Genomic DNA, 20,551 nt, shown 5'->3' on the forward strand with positions numbered 1-20,551 from the left:
CCGTGGCCGTCGTCGTGCGGATGCTGCTCAGCCGCATCCTCGCCCTGATCCCGCTGCTGCTCGGCGTGATCCTGTTCGTGTTCATCGTGATGCGGTTCGCGCCGGTCGACCCGGCGCTGGCCGCGTTCGACGGCGCGAACGCCACCGCCGAGCAGCTGCAGCAGTTCCGGCTCGAGAACGGGCTGCTGGACCCGCTGCCGCTGCAGTACGTCCACTTCGTCTGGCACCTGGTCCAGGGTGACTTCGGCACGAGCGTGATCACCAAGCAGCCGGTCGGCGAGACCATCGCGACCGCGCTGCCGCTGACCGTCCAGCTGACCCTGCTGGGCCTGGTCATCGCGCTGGTGAGCTCGCTGGTGCTGGGCGTGACCTCGGCGCTGTTCCGCGACCGCTGGCCGGACAAGGTGATCCGGGTGGTCACCCTGGCCGGGGTCGCCGCGCCGGCGTTCTGGGTGGCGCTGCTGCTGGTCCAGTGGCTGGCCGTCGGCCAGGGCCTGTTCCCGACCAGCGGCTACGTCAGCCCGGCCGACTCCTTCGGTGGCTGGCTGAACTCGCTGACGCTGCCCGCGGTCTCCCTGGCGCTGCCGGTGGCCGCGCAGCTGACCCGGGTGATCCGGACGTCGATGGTCGAGGAGCTGGACAAGGACTACGTCCGCACCGCGCGCGGCGGCGGCCTGCCGCCGGTGGTCGTGGTCGGGCGCAACGTGCTGCGCAACGCGCTGGTCACGCCGCTGACCGTGCTCGGCCTGCGGGTCGGCTACCTGCTGGGCGGCGCCGTCGTCATCGAGACGATGTTCGCGCTGCCGGGGATGGGGCAGAACATGATCCAGGCCGTCACCGACGGCGACACCGCCAAGGTCCAGGGCTTCGTCATCACGATCGCGATCGGGTTCGTGCTGGTCAACCTGATCGTCGACGTCCTGTACCTGATCGCCAACCCGCGCCTGCGGAGCCGCGCGTGAAGCGCCTGCGCGCGGCCTGGCCCGCGCTCGCGATCCTCGGCGTTCTGCTGCTGGTCGCCGTGCTCGGCACGCTCGTCGCGACGCACAACCCGGACGCGCTCAGCACCGACACCGGAGGGCCCAGCGGGTCGCACTGGTTCGGCACGGACACGTCGGGCCGGGACATCTTCTCCCGGCTCGTCGCCGGCACGCGCTGGTCGCTCGCCATCGGCCTGGGGGCGGTGGCGCTCGCGCTCGTGTCGGGGGCGGTGATCGGGGCGTTCGCCGCGACCTCGCACCGCCGGGTGGACGCCGTGGTCATGCGCGTGCTGGACGTCATCATGGCGTTCCCGGGCATCGCGCTGGCCGCGGTGCTCGTCGCCGTGTTCGGCCACGGCATCCTCGTCTTGATCCTGGCCATCGGGTTCCTCAACATGCCTCCGGTGGCCCGGGTGATCCGGGCGAACGTGCTGGCCCAGTACGGCGAGGACTACGTCGCGGCCGAACGCGTCATCGGGGCCCGCCGGTTCTTCGTGCTGACCCGGCACGTCGCGATCAACTGCGCCGCCCCGGTGCTCGTGTACTGCACGGTCACGGTGGCCGACGCGATCGTGTTCGAGGCTTCGCTGTCGTTCATCGGCGCCGGCATCCAGCCACCCGACCCGTCGTGGGGCTCGGTGCTCGCCGACGGCAAGGACCTGGTGCTGACCGGCGGCTGGTGGGCGACGCTGTTCCCCGGCCTGCTGATCCTGGTCACGGTCCTCGCGCTGAACATCCTGTCCGAGCGGATCTCGGACGCCTGGGCCGCGCCGTCGGCCCGGGCCGTCAAGGCGGCCGAAGTCGCGAAGGCGGTCGCGAAGCGGGAAGACGCCGACACCGCGCCCGTCCTGCCGATCGCCGGCCTGCGGGAAGCGGGGGAGCGGCTGGCCCGCACCGCCCGGTCCCTCGACCACCGCGAGACGGTCCTCGAGGTCGACCGGCTCAGGATCGCCTTCCCCGGCCGCCACGAAGGCGTCGACGTCGTCGACGGCGTGTCCTTCAGCGTCCGCGCGGGGGAAGTGCTCGGCCTGATCGGCGAGTCCGGCTGCGGCAAGACGCTCACCGCGTTGTCGATCCTCGGCCTGCAGCCCGCGGCCGCCCGGGTGTCCGGGCAGATCCGGTTCGCCCAGCGCGACCTCCTCGCGCTGCGCCCCGGCGACCGCCGCCGCCACCTCGGCCACGACATCGCGATGATCTACCAGGACGCGCTGAGCTCGCTCAACCCGGCGATGACCATCCGCGCCCAGCTCAAGCAGTTCACCCGCCGCGGCGGCACGCGCACCCCGGCCGAGCTGCTGGAACTGGTCAACCTCGACCCGGACCGGACGCTGCGCGCCTACCCGCACGAGCTGTCCGGCGGCCAGCGCCAGCGCGTGCTGATCGCGATGGCGCTCTCGCGGGATCCGAAGCTGATCGTGGCCGACGAGCCCACGACGGCGCTGGACGTCACGGTCCAGGCCCAGATCATGGCGCTGTTGCTGCGGCTGCAAGAAGAACTCGGGTTCGCGCTCATCCTCGTCTCGCACGACCTCGCGCTGGTGTCCGAGATCGCCGACCGCGTCGTCGTCATGTACGGCGGGCAGGTCGCCGAGCTGGGCAGCACCGCCGAGGTCGTCGGCTCGCCCCGGCACCACTACACGCGCGGGCTCCTCAGCGCCGTGCTGTCGCTGGAGGAGAACGAGGCCCGGCTCACCCAGATCAAGGGCGTCGTGCCGGCCCCGGCCGAGTTCCCGGTGGGCTGCCGCTTCGCCGACCGTTGCCCGGCGGCCCGCGCCAAGTGCCACGAGGAAACCCCGGTCCGCTTCGGCGAACCCGTCGACCACCTCGTCGCCTGCCACTTCCCGGCGGTCGACATCGCCCGTGAGAAGGAGGCGACGGCGTGAACCTCCTGGAGCTCGACGGCGTCCACGTCGTGCACAAGATCCGCGGCCGCGGCCTGTTCGGCCACGACAGCGTCCACGCCCTCACCGACGCCCACCTCGTCGTGAACCCCGGCGAGACGATCGGGGTCGTCGGGGAGTCCGGCTGCGGCAAGTCGACGCTGGCCAAGGTGATCGTCGGCCTGCAGCGCCCGACCGCGGGCACGGTCCGGTTCCGCGGGAAGCCCCTCGACGACGGGTCCGGGCGGGAGGTCGGCATGGTCTTCCAGGACCCGTCGACCGCGCTCAACCGCCGGCTCGCCGTCGCCAAGATCATCCGCGACCCGCTCGACGTGCACCGCGCCGGCACGCCGGCCGAGCGCGACGAGCGCGTCCGCGAGCTCATGTCCCTGGTCGGCCTGCCCACCAGCGCCGCCGACGCGGTGCCGGGCCAGCTCTCCGGCGGCCAGCGCCAGCGCGTCGCCATCGCGCGGGCCCTGGCCCTGCGGCCCGCCCTGCTGGTCGCCGACGAGCCGACGTCCGCTCTCGACGTCTCGGTCCGCGCCCAGATCCTCAACCTGCTGCTCGACCTGCGCGAACAGCTGGACCTGGCGATGGTCTTCGTCTCCCACGACATCCAGACCGTCAAGAAGATGAGCGACCGCATCGTCACGATGTACCTCGGCCGGATCGTCGAAGAAGCCCCGGCTCCCGAACTCCCGGAAGCCGCCCGGCACCCGTACACCCGGGCCCTCTTCTCGGCGACGCCCAGCCTGCTCCACCCGGTCGAGCCGATCGTCCTCACCGGCCCGGTGCCCTCGGCGACGAACCCGCCGAGCGGCTGCCCGTTCCGCACCCGCTGCCCGAAAGCGACCGGCGAATGCGCGGCCGAGCTGCCGCCGCCGGTGGCGGCCGCCGGGGGCCACACCTACCGCTGCATCCATCCCGAGATCCCTACCGGAGTGAGCGCCTGATGCCGAAGTTCGCCGGAATCGTCCCGCCGCTGTGCACGCCGTTCAACGACGACTTCAGCGTGGACACCGACTCGCTGCGGCGCCACGTCGAGGTCCAGCTCGACGCCGGTGTCCACGGCGTGTTCGTCCTCGGCTCCTCCAGCGAGGTCGCCTTCCTGCCCGACGCCCAGCGCCGGGTCGTCGTCGAGACGACGGTCGACCAGGTCGCCGGCCGCGTCCCGGTGCTCGCCGGCTGTATCGACATGACGACCCTGCGGGTGGCCGAGCACATCCGGACCGCCGAAGCCGCCGGGGCCGACGCCGTCGTCGTCACCGCGCCGTACTACACGCGGACCCACGTAGCCGAGGTCGACCGGCACTTCCGCCTGCTGCACGAGCGCACGGCGCTGCCGATCGTCGCCTACGACATCCCGGTCGCGGTGCACACGAAGCTCGACGGCGGGATGGTTCTCGATCTCGCCGCCGACGGTGTCCTCGCCGGGCTCAAGGACTCCAGCGGCGACGAAGCCGCGTTCCGGGCCGTGCTGCTGGGCAAGCGCGACCGCGGCCTCGACTCCTTCGCCGTGTTCACCGGGTCCGAGCTGGTCGTGGACGCGGCACTGGCGATGGGCGCGGACGGTGCCGTACCGGGCCTGGGCAACGTCGACCCGGTCGGGTACGTGCTCATCCACGACCACTTCAAGTCCGGCAACCTGGCCGCGGCCCGCCGGGAGCAGGAACGGCTGCTGAAGCTGTTCTCGATCACGTCGGTGGCGCCGCCGAGCCGGATGGGCCGCGGTTCGGCCGGGCTCGGCGCCTTCAAGGCCGCGATGAAGATGCGCGGGTTCATCGACAACGCTGTCATGGCCCCGCCCCAGCTGCCGCTGGACGACGAGGAACTGCTGCGGATCAAGGAGAAGCTCGCCGAAGCCGGTCTGCTCTGATGCTCCACTACGGCGCCGACTACAACCCGGAGCACTGGCCCGACGAGGTCCGCCGGGAAGACCTGAAGCTGATGGCCGAAGCGGGCGTCACGATGGTGACCGCGGGGATCTACTCGTGGGCCGGGGTCGAACCGCGGCCGGGGGAGTACGAGTTCGGCTGGTTCGACGACGTCATGGCCGGCCTGGCCGGCGCCGGGGTGAAGGTGTGCCTGGCGACGATGACCGCGTCCCCGCCGCCGTGGCTGTCCCACGCGCACCCGGAGATCCTCCCGGTGCGCGCCGACGGCGTGCGGCTTTCCCCGGGCGCGCGGCAGCAGTTCTGCCCGTCGAGCCCGGTCTACCGCGCGCACGCCGCCCGGCTGGTCGAGCAGCTGGCGACGCGGTACGCGGGGCACCCCGCGCTCGCCGTGTGGCACGTCGGCAACGAGTTCGGCTGCCACGTCCGCGCCTGCTACTGCGACGTCTCCGCGGCGGACTTCCGCGGCTGGCTGCGGGAGCGCTACGGGACGATCGAGGCGCTCAACACGGCCTGGACGACCACCTTCTGGGCGCAGCGCTACGACGACTGGGCCGAGATCCTGCCGCCGCGCGTCGCGCCGACCTTCCCCAACCCCGCCCAGCAGCTGGACTTCCACCGGTTCTCCTCCGACGCCGCGCTCGGCTGCTTCCTGACCGAACAGGCGGTGCTGCGGCGGATCACCCCGGACACGCCGATCACGACCAACTTCGTCGGCCTGGTGCAGAAGGCCCTCGACTGGCACACGTGGACACCGCACGAGGACGTCGTCAGCCTCGACTCGTACCCGGATCCCTGCGACCCGCGCGCCCATGTCGAAGCGGCGTTCGCCTACGACCTGGTCAGGTCCGCGAAGGACCGGCCGTGGATGCTGCTCGAACAGGCGCCGAGCGCGGTGAACTGGCGGCCCCGCAACAGTCCCAAGCCACCGGGGGCGCTGCGGCTCGGCAGCTGGCAGGCCGTCGCCCAGGGGGCCGACGCCGTGCTGTTCTTCCAGTGGCGCCAGACGAGCGGTGGCGCCGAGAAGTTCCACTCCGCGATGGTCCCGCACGGCGGCCGCGACACCCGGACGTTCCGCGAAACGGCCGCGCTCGGGCGGGAACTGGCCCGCGTCCCGGAACTGGCCGGGACGCGCGTGCGGGCCGACGTCGCCCTGCTGCACGACTGGCCGAGCTGGTGGGGTCTGGAGCTGGACTCGCACCCGGCGGCACTGGAGCAGCTCGAGACGCACCTCGCGCACTACGCGCCGTTGTTCGACGCGAACATCACCTGCGACGTCGTGCACCCTTCGCGGGATCTCACGCGCTACAAGCTCGTCGTCGTCCCGAACCTGTACTTGCTGGAACCGGCTTCCGCGGACAACCTGCGCGTGTACGTCGCCAGCGGTGGGCACCTCGTGGTGTCGTACTTCAGCGGCATCGTCGACGGCTGCGACCGCGCTCACCTCGGTGGGCACCCCGCGCCCCTGCGGGACATCCTCGGCCTGCGGGTCGACGAGTTCTGGCCCCTGGACGGGCCGATCCCGCTCGAGTTCGCCGACGGCACCACGGATTCCGGGGCGATCTGGTCCGAGTGGATCGAACTCGAAGGTGCCGAAGCCGTCGCGTCGTTCGCGGGTGGTGACCTGGCCGGGCGGCCCGCGATCACGCGGCACGCGTTCGGCGACGGCGTCGCCTGGTACGTGGGAACCCGGCCCGGCTTGGCCCCGCTGCTGGGCCGCATCACCGCGGAAGCCGGGGTGACGCCGGTGCTCGCCGCCCCGCCCGGTGTCCAGGCCGTCGTCCGGCACGGCGAGGAAAGCGCTTACCTGTTCCTGCTCAACCACGGCACCGAGCCGGTCACCGTCGACCTGCCGCAGCCCGCGCCGGATCTGCTGGGCGACCCGTCGCGGCCGCTGCGCGAGGTCCGGCTCGCCCCGCGAGGTGTCGCCGTCCTGAAGGGATGAGAATGAGAACACTGGGGAGATGGGCCGCGGTGGCGGCCCTGGTGGCGAGTTCACTGCTCGCCGTGAGCCCGGCGCAGGCCGCGCCGCAGTTCGACCAGCAGGTCCTGTTCAAAGCCTCGCAGGATCCCGGGTACAGCTGCTTCCGCATCCCGGCGATCGTCGAGTCCACTCACGGCACCCTCCTGGCGTTCGCCGAGGGCCGCATCGACAACTGCGGCGACACCGGCGACATCGACCTCGTGCTCAAGCGCTCCACCGACGGCGGGAAGACGTGGTCGCCGCTGCAGGTGGTCAACCGCGGCGGCGGGGACACGCACGGCAACCCGGTGCCCATAGTGGACCGCCGCACCGGCCGGATCGTGCTGATCACGACGTACAACAAGGGCCGTGACGACGACAAGGCGTGCGACGTCCCGTGCCCGCGCACCCCGCACTCGCAGTACAGCGACGACGACGGCCTCACCTGGTCCACACCGGTCGACATCAGCGCGCAGGCGAAACGGCCGGACTGGGACTCGTGGTACGCGTCCGGCCCGGTGCACGGGATCCAGCTGACGAAGGGACGCCACGCCGGGCGGCTCGTGTTCGGCGTCAACGCGGAAACCAGCGACGGCACGAACTCCATCGAGAACCACGCCGGGCTCGTCTACAGCGACGACGGCGGGCGCAGCTGGCACGTCGGTGCGGTGAGCTCCTACCCGCACCCGGTAGGCGGGACATACACGCAGAAGCCGTCCGAGGTGACCGTCGTCGAACTGGCCGACGGGTCGATCTACGCCGGCGGCCGCGAGCAGGGCGGCACCGACATCGGCAACCGCGACTACGCCGTCAGCCGTGACGGCGGAGAGACGTTCTCCAAGCCCTTCACCACCATCCCCGACCTGGTGACGCCGATGGTGCAAGGAGCGATCGTGCGCGTCGGGAAGCGTCTCCTGTTCTCCTCGCCGTCGGACACCGACCGGCGCCGCTGGATGATGATCCGGTCGTCGTACGACGGCGGCCGGACGTGGGAGAACGCCGAGCAGGGAACGCGGATCACCGCCGACTGGTCCGGGTACTCGGACCTGGTGCAGATCAGCGGCTCGGAGATCGGGCTCATGTACGAAGGGGGTGCGGTCGACGCGCGCGACGAGATCCGCTTCGCGCGCTTCACCGAGGAATACCTGGGCTGGAAGAACTCGGCCGGACCGTCCACTCCGGACGTTTCCGGGCACGCGGACGCGCGGGTGCTCGGCGGTGCTTCGGTGGCGACCGGGCGTTTCGGCGGCGCGGTGACCCTGGACGGCGTCGACGACTACGTCCGCGTGCCGTACGACCCGGCGCAGCCGCCGGGCGACGGCGACCTCACGTGGACGGGCTGGTTCCGCTATGGCGCCACGAAGGGCAACCAGGTGCTGTTCTGGCTGGGCGGCATGGGCACGACGGCCCCGCAGCTGTGGCTGCGCGGCGAACCCGCGAACCACCGGCTGATCGCGACGATGACCACGGCGGCCGGGACGGCGTCGATCACGACGGCGCAGGCCTACGACGACCAGGCCTGGCACCACGTCGCGCTCGAACGCACCGGTGGGCAGCTGCTGCTGTGGGTGGACGGCGTCCAGGTCGCGTCCGGCGCCGCGGCGGCGGGTTCGGTGAGCCGGACGGTGTCGTTCCAGCTGCAGCTGGGACAGCGGCTGGACAACCAGTTCCGCTGGAACGGCAGCTTCGACGAGGTCCGCTTCTACCGCCGGGCGCTCACGGCGCCGGAGCTCGACGCGATCCGCCTGCGGAACGCGCCGGTCCCGGCCGGGCAGGTGCTGCGGCTGCCGTTCGACCGGATCCACGGCTGAGGGAGAGGAGGACGACGCCGGCGATGCCGAGCGCACCGCCGGCGGCGTCCGCCCAGGTCGGCACCTCGCCGAGCCAGCCGAACGCGACGGCGAGGGCGACGCCCGGGACGAGGTAGAGGGCGCCGGTCGCGACGGCGATCGAGTGCCGGGCGACCGCGTACCCCCAGGCGACGAACCCGGCGGCCGAGGGGAGCACGCCGAGGAAGACGACCGCCAGGGTCGCGTTCGGCGGGGCGGTCGCGAGCGCGTGCAGGGCCTGAGGGGCGAGCGGGGCCAGGAACAGCGTCCCGGCCCACATCGCGTAGCAGGCGACCTCGAGTCCGGTGTACCGCCGGAGCAGCGGCTTGCTGCAGAAGTGGTAGATCCCTTGGACGGCCGCGGCGGCCAGGACGACCCAGGCGGCCTGCGAGTACGCCAGGCCGCTGCCGGAGGCGATGAGGGCGCTGCCGCCGAGGGCGACCGCGCTGCCGAGCACCTTCACGGCGGTGAGCCGTTCGCCGAGGAACGCCGCGGCGAGCAGGACGCTGAACACCGGAGCCACCGAGACGAGCAGGCTCGCCGTCCCGGCCGGGACGTGGACCTCGCCCCAGTTGAGCAGCAGCTGGTACGCGCTCATCCCGGCGAGCCCGCAGACCGCGATCAGGGGCAGGTCCGGTGCGCGGGGCAGGCGCACCTTGAGGATCGGCGCGGCCGGCAGCAGGACCGCCGACGCGACCGCGAGCCGCGCGAAGGACAGCCCGGCGACGCCGTAGCCGTCCAGGCCGACCTTGATGGCGGGGAACGCCGACGCCCAGAGCACGACGGTGAGGGCCGGCGCCAGGAGTTTCACCACTCCATCGTCGGCGGTACGCTGCTTAAGTACCAGTTACGGTTTCTTCTGGAATCAGGAAGTCTGGCTTCATGTTGGAGCTCCGCCGGCTACGCGTCCTGCACGCCCTCGCCCAGCACCGGACGGTGGCCGCCACGGCCGTGGCGCTGCACCTGACCGGGCCGGCCGTCTCGCAGCACCTGGCGGCCCTCGAACGCGAGGCCGGCGTACCCCTGCTGGAGAAGCAGGGCCGGGTCCTCGCCTTCACCCCGGCCGGGCGGCTGCTGGTCTCCCACGCCGAGGTCATCCTCGACGACCTGGCCGCCGCCGAGTCCGCGCTGGCCGCGGTCGCCGGGAACGGCTCAGGGACGGTGCGGGTGGCCGCCTTCGCCTCCGCGGCGCGCCGGTTGCTGCCGCGTGCGTGGGCCGGACCGGTTTCGCTGCGGCTGGTCGAGCAGGAACCGGACGCGGCCCTGGCGTCGCTGCGCCGCCAGGACGTCGACATCGCGGTGGTGCACAGCTATTCGCTGGTGCCGCGGGACATCCCGCCGCGGTGCGAGGAGCGGGTGCTGCTGGAGGAACCGGTCCTGCTGGCGTCGGCCCGGCAGGAGCCCACGCCGGTTCGCTTGGCGGACTTCGCGGACCGTCCGTGGCTGGTGCCGACGTCGGACCTCTCGTGCTACGAAATGATCCGGCGCGCCTGTGGTGCGGCGGGGTTCGTGCCGTCGGTGGTGGCGGAATCCGCGGATTTCGCGGTGCTGGTCGCGCTGGCCGCCGCCGGCGCCGGGGTGGCGCTGGTGCCGGAGATGGCGCTGCCGGACGGTCCGCCGGGCGTGCACCTGTACCCGCTCGAAGAACCGTTGACGCGCAAGGTGTTCGCACTGACCCGCTCGGGACTCGCGCGGCGGCCGGACGTCCGGACGGTGCTGGACGGCCTGGAACGAGCAGCCCGGGAGAGCGGTTAGACCGTCCGGCAGGTGAGCTCCGGCCGGGCGGCGGCGTTGCCGTTGCCGGTGACCGCGTTGAAGCCGAACGTCGTCGAGCCGCCCGCGTCCAGCTTCGCGTTCCAGTCCGCGTTGTCGACCGTCACCGTCTTGCCGTCGACCGTGAACGTGCCGTTCCACAGGCCCGTGATGTGGTGCCCGTCGGGGAGGGACCAGCGGACTTTCCAGCCGCGCAGGCCGGTGCCGTGGTCGTTGCGGACCGTCACCTGGACCTGGTAGCCGCCCGGCCAGGAGGTCGTCACCGCGTAGCTGGCCGAGCAGCCCAGGTCGGCGGCGGAGGTGGTGGTCGCCGGGGGCGCAGTGGCCGGGGGCGTGGACGACGTCGGCGCCGCGATCGGCGTGGTGGCGTCCGGTACGAGCGCCGTCCCGATCACCACGCCCAGGGCCAGCAGCACGGCTCCGCCCGCGGACGCCAGCACCGCCCGGCGGCGCGGGCGGGGGAGGCGCAGCATGCGGGTTCCGGTGCGGGGCCGGGGACGCGGCGGGGGCAGCGGACGGCCGCCGGTGACCGCCTCGAACAGCTCCTGGACCTCCGCCATCGCCGGGCGCTGGGCCGGGTCGCGCTGCAGCAGCCGGCCGAGCACCTCGGCCAGCGGGCCCGTGTGCTTCGGCGGGGTGACCTCGTCGCGGGCGATCCGCTTCAGCAGGACGATCGTGTTGTCGTCGGTGCCGAACGGCGGGGTGCCCTCCAGCGCGCGGTAGAGCGTCGCGCCGAGGGAGAAGACGTCCGCGGGGAACCCGGCTTCGGCGCCCCCGGCGACTTCGGGCGCCAGGTAGGCGGGTGTGCCGGCGATGAACCCGCCGCCCGTCACGGTTCCTTCGCCGGCGGCGCGGGAGATGCCGAAGTCGGCGATCTTCGTGACGCCTTCCGGCGTGATGAGGACGTTGCCGGGCGTGACGTCGCGGTGGACGATGCCTTCGGCGTGCGCGGCGGCGAGCGCCGAAGCGACCTGTTCGCCGATGCGGGCGACCTGATCGGCAGGCAGGCTTTCCCGCTCCAGCAGGACGTCGGCCAGGCTCTGCGACGGCAGGTACTCCATGACCAGGTACGGAGCGCCGTCGTGCTCGACGACGTCGTGCACGGTGATGGCGTGCGGGTGCCGCAGCCGCGCGGTGAGCCGCGCCTCCCGCAGCGCCCGCGGTCCGCCCTGGCCGCCGCCGGAGGGGTCGTAGCCCAGTTGCTTCACCGCGACGACACGGTCGAGCCGTTCGTCGCGGGCACGCCAGACGACGCCCATGGCGCCCTGGCCGATCCGGTCGACCAGCCGGTAGCGCCCGGCGATCAGCTGTCCTGCGTCGGTCACGACGACCTCCCGGCCTTCCCCGGAACACACGGATGCGGGGGACGATCGGTTCGAGCTTAACTACCTGCCCGCCGGGCCGCCGACGAGTGCCGCGGCGGGTCGCGAACCGGCGCGACCCGCCGCGGCCTCACGCGGCGAGCGCGTGCAGCTGGTCCCACGTCGGGACGTACGGGGTGAACCGCAGCGTCATCCCCGCCTCGGCCGGCAGCTTGTCCGCCTTCCGCGCGTTGCAGCTGCGGGACGCGCCCCCGCAGGCGGCGACCGTGTTGAGCCAGGACGTCCGCTCACCCCCGCGGCTGAGCGGCGTCACGTGGTCGATCGTCGTGGCGCGGCGGCCGCAGTACGCGCAGCGGTGGCCGTCGCGGGTCAGCACCCCGCGGCGGGACCAGCGGGGCGGCTGCGTATATCGCCACTTCATGACGACGTATCTCAGCAACCGCACGATCTTCGGGCGCGGGAACAGCCCGTAGGCGAGGCCGTCCTCGGCTTCGTGGATCTCGGCGACGTGCCGGACCAGCATGCGGATCGCGTGCGGGACGGACACGGTCTGCAGCGGCTCGTAACCGGCGTTGAGCACCAGTACGCGCATGGCGAACCCCTTTCGATGACGCAAAAGCCGCCCGTCGGCTGGTCCGGCGGGCGGCTTCTGCCTGGTGCGATTCATCGTCGCCGAGGGGCGCGACGTGCGTCAATCGTGTTTCACCGCAGGGGATGCGTGCGGAAGAACCGCCAGATGACCGGCGTCGCGTCGATCACCGTCGGCGTGGCCGAGTCGTTGTTCGGCTTCGTGCTGGGCCAGACGTGCCCGGCACCTTCGACGCGGTAGTGCTCGAGCGTGCTCCACCGGTCGCAGACGAGCCACTTCTGCGCGACGACTCCGCGCACCGGCGTCCACGAAACGGGCTTCGGGAAGCAACCGTCCCTTGTGGACCAGGCCGCCAGCCAGTCGGGGATCGCCGGCAGGCCCTTCGCCGGGTTGCCGGTGTAGGGGATGGTCGTGTCGGCGGTGCCGTGGAAGTCGAGGACCGGCACCGGGCGGCTCGGCCGGCAGTCGCCGCCCTGCGGGTAGAACGCGCCCGACACCGGGGCGAACGCCGCGATCCGGCCGGCCAGGCGGCACGCCAGCACGCCGACGAACCCGCCGCCGTTGGACTTCCCGGCCGCGAAGATCCGGTCGGCGTCGACGCACAGGTCGCGCTGCAGCGAGGTCAGCAGGTCGCTGGTGAACAGGACGTCGTCGGCGGCGGCCGAGTACGGCGCGCCGGTCCACGCCGTCTCGCCGTCGGTGCCGACCAGGCCCTGCGGGTAGACCGAGATCGCGTCGAGCGCCGAGAAGCCGGACAGCTCCTCCTGGTACTGCGACGTGCGCTTGTGGCCGTGGAACGACAGGACCAGCGGGTACGCCCGCCGCGGGTCGTAGCGCGCCGGCAGGTGGACGGTGTACTCGCGGTCGAGCCCGCCGGAGACGACGTGCCGGGTGGTCGTCACCCCGGACGGCACCGGGGCGGCGCGGCCGCAGCCGGTGGTGCGGACGGGGTGGTCGACCACGCCCGCCGCGGCGGCGGGAGCGGCGAAAGCGGTGGTCAGGGCGCAGGCCGCGGCGAACGCGGCCGCCCACCGGGGCAGGGGTCCGGGCACTCGATCCTCCTTGATCGGCAGCGGGGCGTGGCCAGCATCACCCCGGGCGGCGCGGCCCACCTACATTGCGTTCATAAAGTGCGCGACCGGGTGAGCACCGGGAACGCCGGACCGCCTCGGTAGGATCGGCCCACCTCGGCCGACGCACCCGGAAGGACCGGAAGTGACCACCCCGATCGAAACGCTGGAGTTCCAGTCGGAAGCCCGTCAGCTGCTCCAGCTGATGATCCATTCGATCTATTCGAACAAGGACACGTTCCTGCGGGAGCTCGTGTCCAACGCCTCGGACGCCCTCGACAAGCTGCGGCTGGAGTCGTACCGCGACAAGGACCTCGACGCGGACACGAGCGATCTGCACATCGCGCTCGAAACGGACGCGGCCGAGCGGACCCTGACGGTGCGGGACAACGGCATCGGCATGACGCGCGACGAGGTGGTCGCGCTCATCGGCACCATCGCCAAGTCCGGCACCGCCGACTTCCTGAACAAGCTGAAGGAGGCCAAGGACGCGGCGGCGTCGCAGGACCTCATCGGCCAGTTCGGCGTCGGGTTCTACGCGAGCTTCATGGTCGCGGACAAGGTCACCCTCGTGACGCGCAAGGCGGGCACCACCGCGGGCGTCCGCTGGGAGTCGAGCGGCGAAGGCACGTACACGCTCGAGCCGGTCGAGGACGCGCCCCAGGGCACCGCGGTCACCCTGCACCTCAAGCCCGAGGACGCCGAGGACCACCTCTACGACTACACGTCCCCGGCGAAGGTCCGGGAGATCGTGAAGAAGTACTCCGACTTCATCACCTGGCCGATCCGGATGGCCGGCGAGGCCACCGAGGGCGAGGAGCCGAAGGTCGAGACCGTCAACTCGATGAAGGCGCTGTGGGCGCGCTCGTCGAGCGAGGTCACCGAGGACGAGTACCACGAGTTCTACAAGCACGTCAGCCACGACTGGCAGGACCCCCTGGAGACGATCCGGCTGCAGGCCGAGGGGACGTTCGAATACCAGGCGCTGCTGTTCCTGCCGTCGCACGCGCCGATGGACCTGTTCCTGCGGGAGCGCAAGCGCGGCGTCCAGCTGTACGTCAAGCGCGTCTTCATCATGGACGACTGCGAGTCGCTCGTCCCCGAGTACCTGCGGTTCGTCAAGGGCGTCGTCGACGCGCAGGACCTCTCGCTGAACGTCTCGCGGGAGATCCTGCAGCAGGACCGGCAGATCCAGCTGATCCGCCGTCGCCTGGTCAAGAAGGTCCTCTCGACGGTCAAGACGATGATGACCGCCGACGCCGAGAAGTACGCGACGTTCTGGCGGGAGTTCGGCCGCGCGGTCAAGGAGGGCCTGCTCGACGATTTCGAGAACCGCGAGGCCATCCTCGAGATCTCGTCGTTCGCGTCGACGCACGACGCGGAGAAGCCGACCTCGCTGCGCGAGTACGTCGAGCGGATGAAGAACGGCCAAGAACACATCTACTTCATGACCGGCGAGTCGCGGTCCGCGATCGAGAACTCGCCGCACATGGAGGCGTTCCGGGCCAAGGGCTTCGAGGTGCTGGTGCTGACCGACCCGATCGACGAGATGTGGGTCGACGCGGTGCCGGGCTTCGACGGCAAGCAGTTCCAGTCGATCGCCAAGGGCCAGGTCGACCTGGAGTCGGACGAGGACAAGAAGGCCACCGAGGTCGCGCGCGAGCAGCAGAACAAGGACTTCGAAGGCCTGCTGTCGTGGATGGGCACGGCGCTGGGCGAGGACGTCAAGGAGGTCCGCCTCTCGTCGCGGCTGACGACGTCGCCGGCGTGCATCGTCGGGGACACGCACGACCTGTCGCCGACGCTGGAGAAGATGTACCGCGCGATGGGGCAGGAGCTGCCGCCGATCAAGCGGATCCTGGAGCTGAACCCGGAGCACGCGCTGGTGACGGGCCTGCGCGAGGCACACGCGTCCCGCCCGGAGGACGAGGGCTTGGCGGAGACGGCGGAGCTGCTGTACGGGATGGCGCTGCTGGCCGAGGGCGGCGAGCTGGGCGACCCGGCCCGGTTCATCAAGCTCCTGGCGGGCCGCCTGGAGAAGACCCTCTGATACTCGCGCGGGCTCGTGAGTGGGAAACAGTGTTCTAAGCCTGTTTCCCACTCACGACCCTTTGCGGCAGAGCGGCTCGGTCAGGGGGCCGCGTTCATCAGGTCCAGTGCGCTCTGCTGGCGGGCCGCGTCGGCTTGGTCGAACGGGCCGGCCCACAGCAGTCCGTACGCCTCGGCGCCGTTCCGGTCGTTCGCGTACGCCGAGTTCGCCTGGCGCTGCAGGTATCCCGTGTACGGGTGGTCCGGCAGCGCCGCGTTCAACGCCGCCAGGTCCCGGGCGTAGACGCCCTTGAACGTCGGGCCGTCCGCGCCGCCGCCTCCGGCTGTCTCGCCCGGGTCGCGGAGGATGCCGCCGGGGTTCAGCGACGCGTTCGTCGTCGACGCGTTCGCCATCGCGCGGGCCTTCGTCAGCAGGCTCGCGTCACCCGTCGCGCGGTTCAGCTCGGTCAGCGCCGCCAGCGGCACGCCCTGGTTGTACGTCCAGGTCGGCTGGCCGTTGTTCGCGCACGTCGACGTGGTCAGGCCGTCGTTGACCAGGTTCGAGCCGTTGATCATGCCGCTGCCCGAGAACCACGTCCAGCCCGCGCGGGCGCGCGCCAGGTACGTCGTGTCGCCCGCGATCCGGTTGTGCAGGGCCGCGTTCAGCTGGATGTACAACGAGTTCGGGATGGCGTTCTTGTAGGTGCGGCTCGTGCTCCACCAGACCCCGCCGCCGCAGACGCCGTCCCAGTAGGCGTACATGTGGTCGGCGTCGGCGCGGGCCGTGTTCAGATAACGGCTGTCGCCCGTGAGGTCGTACGCGTCCACCCAGGCGAGGCCCCACCACCCGGTGTCGTCCAGGTAGTCGTTCCGGAACTGGCCGCCCTGGGCCGCGAGGTTCTTCGTGTACGTCGTGTCGATCGCGTACCGGTAGCTGCCCATGCCGCTGACGCGGGCGTTGTCGATGATCGCGGTCAGCGCGTTGGCCGAGTTCCACCAGCCGGTCGTGTCGAAGAGGCCGGTGCTCTGGTTGTAGCGCTCCATCAACGCCGTCGCGGCGGCGGTGCGCCGGTCCCAGGCGTTCCACGTCGGGCGCGCCCAGCCGGTGCAGGCGATGCTCCCCGAACCCGCGGGCTGCCCGCAGGCCCGCAGCAGCCCGACACCGCGGTTGTTCCAGTCGTCGGCGTTGTACATCAGGGTCCGCCAGCCGGTCGACCCGGACGGCGTCGCGGTGTCGCCCAGCTTGCTTCCCGACGCCCACGTGCGCCCGGCGTCGAACGAGCGGTCCAGCCAGACGTGGTCGCCGGCCGCACCGCCGGTGATCGCCGCCCAGCCCATGTCGTCGCCGTCGTCGAGGTGCAGGGAGAGCCGGCGTCCGCTGATGGACGCCGAAGCGCCTTCACGGTCGCCGGGTGAGAGTGCGGGATCCCTGGCGTCGCAGTACTTGTCGCAGATCGCCGCGAGCGGGGCGGCCGGAGCCGGGCTCGGGGCCGGTGTCGGAGTGGCGGCCAGGACCAGGGCCAGCAGGGGAGTGAGGAGATGCATCGGCTACCTTCCGCGCTGAAGGGCGATGTCTCCATTCTCGGGAGCTAATAATATTGGTCCAGTCCTTACCGAGACAGGTTTCGGACAGGAATTCACGGGCGGCAACACGAACATCGAGCGGCGGTGTGTGCGCCCGCGGGGGCGCGGGTAACCCCCGGCCATGACGAACCTCGACGACACCCCGGCCGTGAAGCTGGACGAGTTCGTGCTCGCCCGGCTCGCGGAGGACGAAGAGCGGGTCCGCGCCGGTGAGCTGCCCCTGCTCGACGAGGCCGAACGACGGGGCAGGCTGCGGATCATGTACGCCGACGACGGCGTCGGCCTCCTGCTCGCCGGCGGGCCGGTCGAAGCGATGGAGGACCGGCATCCGGTGCCGTTCGCCGAAAAGGCCGAGTTCCTGCGCCGCGAAATCCGGGACGTCCACGACGACGCGTCCGTGAAACTCGTCGCCTCGGTGTACGAAGCCCACCCGGACTGGCAGGACGGCTGGCGTCCCTGAGGGTTTCGCCCCTCGCCGGAACGGGAAGGTGCGAAGCATGTCCGGAACCCTGCTCGACGACGTGACGGCGATCCGCGAAGCAGCCACGACGCTGCGAAGCCCGCAGGATCTCGACCCGCTCGTCCGGCGGATCGGGCGTGCCCGGATCGTGCTGCTCGGCGAGGCGACCCACGGCACCGCGGAGTTCTACCGCTGGCGGGCCGCGCTGACCCAGCGGCTGCTCGCCGAACGGGACTTCTCGTTCGTCGCCGTCGAAGGGGACTGGCCGGAGTGCCACCGGGTGCACTCGTGCGTCGCCGGGGCGCCCGGCGCGCCGAACGACCCCGGCCAGGCGCTGTGGGGGTGCCGCAGGTGGCCCACCTGGCTGTGGGCCAACGAAGAGGTCGCCGAGTTCGCCGCGTGGCTGCGCTCGTTCAACGCCACCGGCACGGGGATCCCGTGCGGCTTCCACGGTCTCGACGTCTACGGCCTCCAGGAGTCCTTGCGCGGCATCGTCGGCTACCTCCGCGAGCACGCGCCCGATCGGGTCGACGCGGCGCTGCGGGCGTTCCGGTGCTTCGAGCCGTACGGCGAAGATCCGCGCGACGGTTCCGCCGGGCTGGTCCCGGAGGACTGCCGCGAAGAAGTCGTGCGCTTGCTGACCACCCTGCGGTCGGCGGCGCGCATCGACAGCGTGCCGGGCCTCCCTCCGGCGTTCGCCGCCGAGCAGAACGCCCAGGTCGCTGCCGGCGCCGAGCGCTACTACCGCGAGCTGCTGCGCGGCGGGGTACGCGCCTGGAACGTCCGCGACGCGCACCTGAGCGACACCCTCGACCGGCTGCTGCGTGCGTACGGCCCGCACGCCAAAGCCGTGGTGTGGGCGCACAACGCGCACGTCGGCGACGCCCGTGCGACCGCCATGGCCACGGCGGGCATGGTCAACCTCGGGCAGCTGGTGCGGGAACGGCACGCCGCCGACGGAGTCGTGGCCGTCGGGTTCGGCACGCACCGCGGGTCGGTGGTCGCCGCCGACCACTGGGGCGGATCGGTGCGCCGGACGACCGTGGCACAGGCGCGCCCGGACAGCCTCGAAGGCGTGCTGCACGACGCCGCACCGGGGGAGGACAGCCTGTACGTCTTCGACGACGACGCCGGCTGGGCGCACGAATTGCGCGGGCACCGCGCGATCGGGGTGGTCCACGACAGGGGCGGGTACGTCCCGACCGTCCCGGCGGCCCGCTACGACGCGTTCGTGCACTGCGACGAGACCACCGCGATCACCCCGCTGCACCGCTGGGAACCGGAGGCGGACACGCCGGTCGTCCCGGCGCGGACCGACCCGGGCGGGGAGTGACGCGGAGGGAGCGGACATGGCCGGTCAGCGGGTCTTCGCCGACCGCGAGGACGGCGGCAGGCGGCTCGCCGCGGCGCCGGTCGGCGCCCCCGAGGCGGCGGCGGGATTGCTGCACGAAGCCGACGACGTCGTCTGCGTCACCGAACCGCCGGACTTTCGCGCGGTCGGTCAGTGGTACGCCGATTTCCGCCAGACGAGCGACGAGGATGTCCTCGACACGCTGCTCCACCTGGGCGAACGCCGGGATTGACCGGGTGGGCGGCGGGGTACCACCCGGCGGGGGTCCCCGACCGGATGGGCAGGCGCGTGATGATCGAACGGGACGGGCTCGGCGCGGCGGCGCGCGGGCTGAGACAGTACCTCCTGGCCGTCGCGGCCGAGCTGGACGCGCCCGCCTGGTTCTGCGAGGTCGACGCGCCGGCCACGGCGTACCTGGCGCTGGAGCAGCGGCTCGCGCGGTTCCCGGACCACGAAACGGCGCTGCTGTGGGACGAGCGGGACGGCTGGGCCGCGGCGGTGGAGTCGGCGACCGGCGAGGACGTGGTCGTGCTCGCCTACCTCGGCGAAGACGTGTTGCCGGCCCCGAAGACCGTGGTGGCGTTCGTACGCGGTCTCTACGGCGACAGCTATCCCGGGCAGCCGGAGCCCCCGGACTTCCGCAGACCCGGGGCCCCGGACGGCTTCGACGACCGCCTCGCCGCCTACGCGCGCGACACCGTCTGCCTCCCCGAGGGCCAGGCCTGAGTCAGCGCGGCGGGAGGACGCAGAACTCGTTGCCCTCCGGGTCCGCGAGCACGATCCACGGGTCGTCCGGCGGGTCTTCGAGGACCTTCGCACCCAGCATCACCAGCCGCTCGACCTCCGCGCGCTGGTCACCGGCCGCCGGGGTGATATCGAGGTGCAGCCGGTTCTTGACCGCCTTCTCCTCCGATAGAGGCTGCCAACAAGTAATCAAAGGCAGTCGGCCCCCGGCGGTGCTGCGAACACCAGCCGAGGGCCTTGATCGGAACTGAGGTCCGACCCGTGAAGAAGACTACTGAGACCCGCTCGTGGTTGCGTGCTGCAGACGTGATTCCCTGCCCGACCTGGTGTGACGGGGTGCACTCGCCCGACGCGACGCCGGAGGACCGGAAGCACTTTTCGAGGTCGCTCGACTTCGAACCCCTCCTGGAAGAGTCGACCTTCCAGGAGCTCTCGACCGGCAAAGAGCTGGTGCCGGTTCACCTGCACGTCGGCATGGAGCAGGGCTTCCGCGAGGTTGGCCCACGGATCTCGATCTGGTCGGACTTCACGAGCCACAACATCGATCTGGACCTCACGGTGACCGAGGCCGAGCAGGTCGGCCGAATGCTGCTCAAGCTGGCGAGGCAGGCCCGGGGCGTCCGGTACCCGCGGCCCAGGTGGCAGCAGCGAGTGCTTCGGATCGTCAGCCCGCAGTGGCGGGCGAAGGCGCGCCGGGTCGCCGAACTCGGCCGGCTGGTCGACTTGGCCAAGCAGGCCGATCCCGTGGAAGACGGCCAGTGACCACCGGAATCGTGCTCGTAACGCGGCCGGTGATCGACGCGACTCATGTGGGCATGAGGACCCGTCGACTCGTGTGGATCACCGGCATCGCGTTCATCCTGCTGGCCGGCGTCACCGTGCTCAGCGCCGTCGGTGCGCTCGTGCCGGACATCCTCGGCGACCCGGCTGAGCGTGCCGCGTTCGGCATCGTCGCGCTCTTCGGCCTCGCTGGCGTCGTCGGCACGCTCGTCGAGATCGTCCGCCTGCGTGAGGCCGCCGAGGACCGGTAGCCTGGTCACACCTCTTCGCGGAGGGAGCGCCCCCGGACTGATCCCCGGGGGCCAC

Annotated in this window: 19 protein-coding genes and 1 pseudogene; 14 read left to right on the top strand and 6 right to left on the bottom strand. The window is 71.8% G+C overall.

Translation table 11 applies throughout. The annotated features are described in order from the left end of the window. The first annotated feature begins 2 nt into the window (after positions 1–2). Genes QRX60_RS35355 through QRX60_RS35380 form a run of 6 tightly spaced genes read left to right on the top strand, consistent with a single transcriptional unit; the run spans position 3 to position 8,526 of the window. A complete protein-coding gene (locus tag QRX60_RS35355; RefSeq protein WP_285995782.1) occupies positions 3–962 on the top strand; it encodes an ABC transporter permease in 960 nt (319 codons plus the stop codon). Beyond that, on the top strand, positions 959–2,863 hold the full coding sequence (locus QRX60_RS35360) for a dipeptide/oligopeptide/nickel ABC transporter permease/ATP-binding protein (protein ID WP_285995783.1): 1,905 nt from the start codon (positions 959–961) through the stop codon (positions 2,861–2,863). Before QRX60_RS35355 ends, QRX60_RS35360 begins: the two co-directional genes overlap by 4 nt. Then, positions 2,860–3,813, top strand: a complete 954-nt coding sequence (locus QRX60_RS35365; protein WP_285995784.1) for an oligopeptide/dipeptide ABC transporter ATP-binding protein — start codon at positions 2,860–2,862, stop codon at positions 3,811–3,813. Before QRX60_RS35360 ends, QRX60_RS35365 begins: the two co-directional genes overlap by 4 nt. Continuing rightward, positions 3,813–4,736, top strand: coding sequence for a dihydrodipicolinate synthase family protein (locus tag QRX60_RS35370; protein ID WP_285995785.1), 924 nt, complete (start codon positions 3,813–3,815; stop codon positions 4,734–4,736). Before QRX60_RS35365 ends, QRX60_RS35370 begins: the two co-directional genes overlap by 1 nt. Continuing rightward, complete coding sequence (locus QRX60_RS35375; protein WP_285995786.1) at positions 4,736–6,697, top strand: beta-galactosidase; 1,962 nt, start codon at positions 4,736–4,738, stop codon at positions 6,695–6,697. Before QRX60_RS35370 ends, QRX60_RS35375 begins: the two co-directional genes overlap by 1 nt. Before the next feature lie 2 nt (positions 6,698–6,699). Then, positions 6,700–8,526, top strand: a complete 1,827-nt coding sequence (locus QRX60_RS35380) for a sialidase family protein (protein WP_285995787.1) — start codon at positions 6,700–6,702, stop codon at positions 8,524–8,526. On the opposite strand, the gene QRX60_RS35385 is transcribed toward QRX60_RS35380, so the two are convergent. Further along, the gene (locus QRX60_RS35385; RefSeq protein WP_285995788.1) at positions 8,432–9,355 is read right to left on the bottom strand and encodes a DMT family transporter; all 924 of its coding nucleotides are present in this window, start codon (positions 9,353–9,355) and stop codon (positions 8,432–8,434) included. The two genes, QRX60_RS35380 and QRX60_RS35385, sit on opposite strands and share 95 nt — an antisense overlap. A 71-nt stretch (positions 9,356–9,426) precedes the next feature. Between QRX60_RS35385 and QRX60_RS35390 the strand changes: the two genes are divergently transcribed. Continuing rightward, complete coding sequence (locus tag QRX60_RS35390; RefSeq protein WP_285995789.1) at positions 9,427–10,299, top strand: LysR family transcriptional regulator; 873 nt, start codon at positions 9,427–9,429, stop codon at positions 10,297–10,299. Here QRX60_RS35390 and QRX60_RS35395 read toward each other — a convergent pair. From QRX60_RS35395 to QRX60_RS35405, 3 genes are all read right to left on the bottom strand, one after another. Then, positions 10,296–11,642, bottom strand: a complete 1,347-nt coding sequence (locus tag QRX60_RS35395) for a protein kinase domain-containing protein (protein WP_285995790.1) — start codon at positions 11,640–11,642, stop codon at positions 10,296–10,298. The two genes, QRX60_RS35390 and QRX60_RS35395, sit on opposite strands and share 4 nt — an antisense overlap. Positions 11,643–11,769: 127 nt before the next feature. After that, positions 11,770–12,231, bottom strand: a complete 462-nt coding sequence (locus QRX60_RS35400) for an HNH endonuclease (protein ID WP_285995791.1) — start codon at positions 12,229–12,231, stop codon at positions 11,770–11,772. 110 nt (positions 12,232–12,341) lie between these two features. Continuing rightward, on the bottom strand, positions 12,342–13,280 hold the full coding sequence (locus QRX60_RS35405; protein ID WP_285995792.1) for an alpha/beta hydrolase family esterase: 939 nt from the start codon (positions 13,278–13,280) through the stop codon (positions 12,342–12,344). Positions 13,281–13,443: 163 nt separating this feature from the next. On the opposite strand from QRX60_RS35405, the gene htpG reads away from it, so the two are divergent. Then, positions 13,444–15,348 (top strand): molecular chaperone HtpG, encoded by a 1,905-nt coding sequence (gene htpG / locus QRX60_RS35410; RefSeq protein ID WP_285995793.1) that lies wholly within the window; start codon positions 13,444–13,446, stop codon positions 15,346–15,348. Between the two features lie 80 nt (positions 15,349–15,428). Here htpG and QRX60_RS35415 read toward each other — a convergent pair whose 3' ends face one another. Beyond that, positions 15,429–16,871: a glycoside hydrolase family 76 protein gene (locus QRX60_RS35415; protein WP_285995794.1), complete on the bottom strand. Its 1,443-nt coding sequence runs from the start codon at positions 16,869–16,871 to the stop codon at positions 15,429–15,431. 160 nt (positions 16,872–17,031) lie between these two features. Here QRX60_RS35415 and QRX60_RS35420 point away from each other — a divergent pair, with 160 nt between their 5' ends. From QRX60_RS35420 to QRX60_RS35435, 4 genes are read left to right on the top strand one after another with little or no spacing between them, the layout of a single operon-like run. Then, entirely contained in the window at positions 17,032–17,370 is a 339-nt protein-coding gene (locus QRX60_RS35420) for a hypothetical protein (RefSeq protein ID WP_285995795.1), read from the top strand. A 37-nt stretch (positions 17,371–17,407) separates the two neighbouring features. Further along, entirely contained in the window at positions 17,408–18,703 is a 1,296-nt protein-coding gene (locus QRX60_RS35425) for an erythromycin esterase family protein (RefSeq protein ID WP_285995796.1), read from the top strand. Positions 18,704–18,719: 16 nt separating this feature from the next. Further along, positions 18,720–18,953 carry a hypothetical protein gene (locus QRX60_RS35430; protein ID WP_408630157.1) on the top strand — a complete coding sequence of 78 codons (234 nt, stop codon included), beginning with the start codon at positions 18,720–18,722 and terminating at the stop codon, positions 18,951–18,953. Positions 18,954–19,012: 59 nt separating this feature from the next. Further along, positions 19,013–19,447, top strand: coding sequence for a DUF6292 family protein (locus QRX60_RS35435; protein ID WP_285995797.1), 435 nt, complete (start codon positions 19,013–19,015; stop codon positions 19,445–19,447). Position 19,448: 1 nt separating this feature from the next. Here the strand turns inward: QRX60_RS35435 and QRX60_RS35440 are convergent. Next, positions 19,449–19,646, bottom strand: a pseudogene (locus QRX60_RS35440) (VOC family protein); the annotation flags it as partial. 80 nt (positions 19,647–19,726) lie between these two features. Between QRX60_RS35440 and QRX60_RS35445 the strand changes: the two are divergent. Then, positions 19,727–20,227 carry a DUF6907 domain-containing protein gene (locus QRX60_RS35445; protein ID WP_408630158.1) on the top strand — a complete coding sequence of 167 codons (501 nt, stop codon included), beginning with the start codon at positions 19,727–19,729 and terminating at the stop codon, positions 20,225–20,227. Further along, a complete protein-coding gene (locus QRX60_RS35450) occupies positions 20,224–20,496 on the top strand; it encodes a hypothetical protein (RefSeq protein WP_285995799.1) in 273 nt (90 codons plus the stop codon). Before QRX60_RS35445 ends, QRX60_RS35450 begins: the two co-directional genes overlap by 4 nt. Positions 20,497–20,551 lie beyond the last annotated feature (55 nt).

The sequence above is a fragment of the Amycolatopsis mongoliensis genome (genome assembly GCF_030285665.1).
Classification (GTDB): domain Bacteria; phylum Actinomycetota; class Actinomycetes; order Mycobacteriales; family Pseudonocardiaceae; genus Amycolatopsis; species Amycolatopsis mongoliensis.

Coding starts and splice junctions, on each gene's coding strand:
- QRX60_RS35415 (WP_285995794.1), bottom strand. CDS start 16,871: ATGCATCTCCTCACTCCCCTGCTGGCCCTGGTCCTGGCCGCCACTCCG.
- QRX60_RS35430 (WP_408630157.1), top strand. CDS start 18,720: ATGGCCGGTCAGCGGGTCTTCGCCGACCGCGAGGACGGCGGCAGGCGG.
- QRX60_RS35380 (WP_285995787.1), top strand. CDS start 6,700: ATGAGAACACTGGGGAGATGGGCCGCGGTGGCGGCCCTGGTGGCGAGT.
- QRX60_RS35435 (WP_285995797.1), top strand. CDS start 19,013: ATGATCGAACGGGACGGGCTCGGCGCGGCGGCGCGCGGGCTGAGACAG.
- QRX60_RS35390 (WP_285995789.1), top strand. CDS start 9,427: ATGTTGGAGCTCCGCCGGCTACGCGTCCTGCACGCCCTCGCCCAGCAC.
- QRX60_RS35425 (WP_285995796.1), top strand. CDS start 17,408: ATGTCCGGAACCCTGCTCGACGACGTGACGGCGATCCGCGAAGCAGCC.
- QRX60_RS35420 (WP_285995795.1), top strand. CDS start 17,032: ATGACGAACCTCGACGACACCCCGGCCGTGAAGCTGGACGAGTTCGTG.
- QRX60_RS35400 (WP_285995791.1), bottom strand. CDS start 12,231: ATGCGCGTACTGGTGCTCAACGCCGGTTACGAGCCGCTGCAGACCGTG.
- QRX60_RS35375 (WP_285995786.1), top strand. CDS start 4,736: ATGCTCCACTACGGCGCCGACTACAACCCGGAGCACTGGCCCGACGAG.
- QRX60_RS35370 (WP_285995785.1), top strand. CDS start 3,813: ATGCCGAAGTTCGCCGGAATCGTCCCGCCGCTGTGCACGCCGTTCAAC.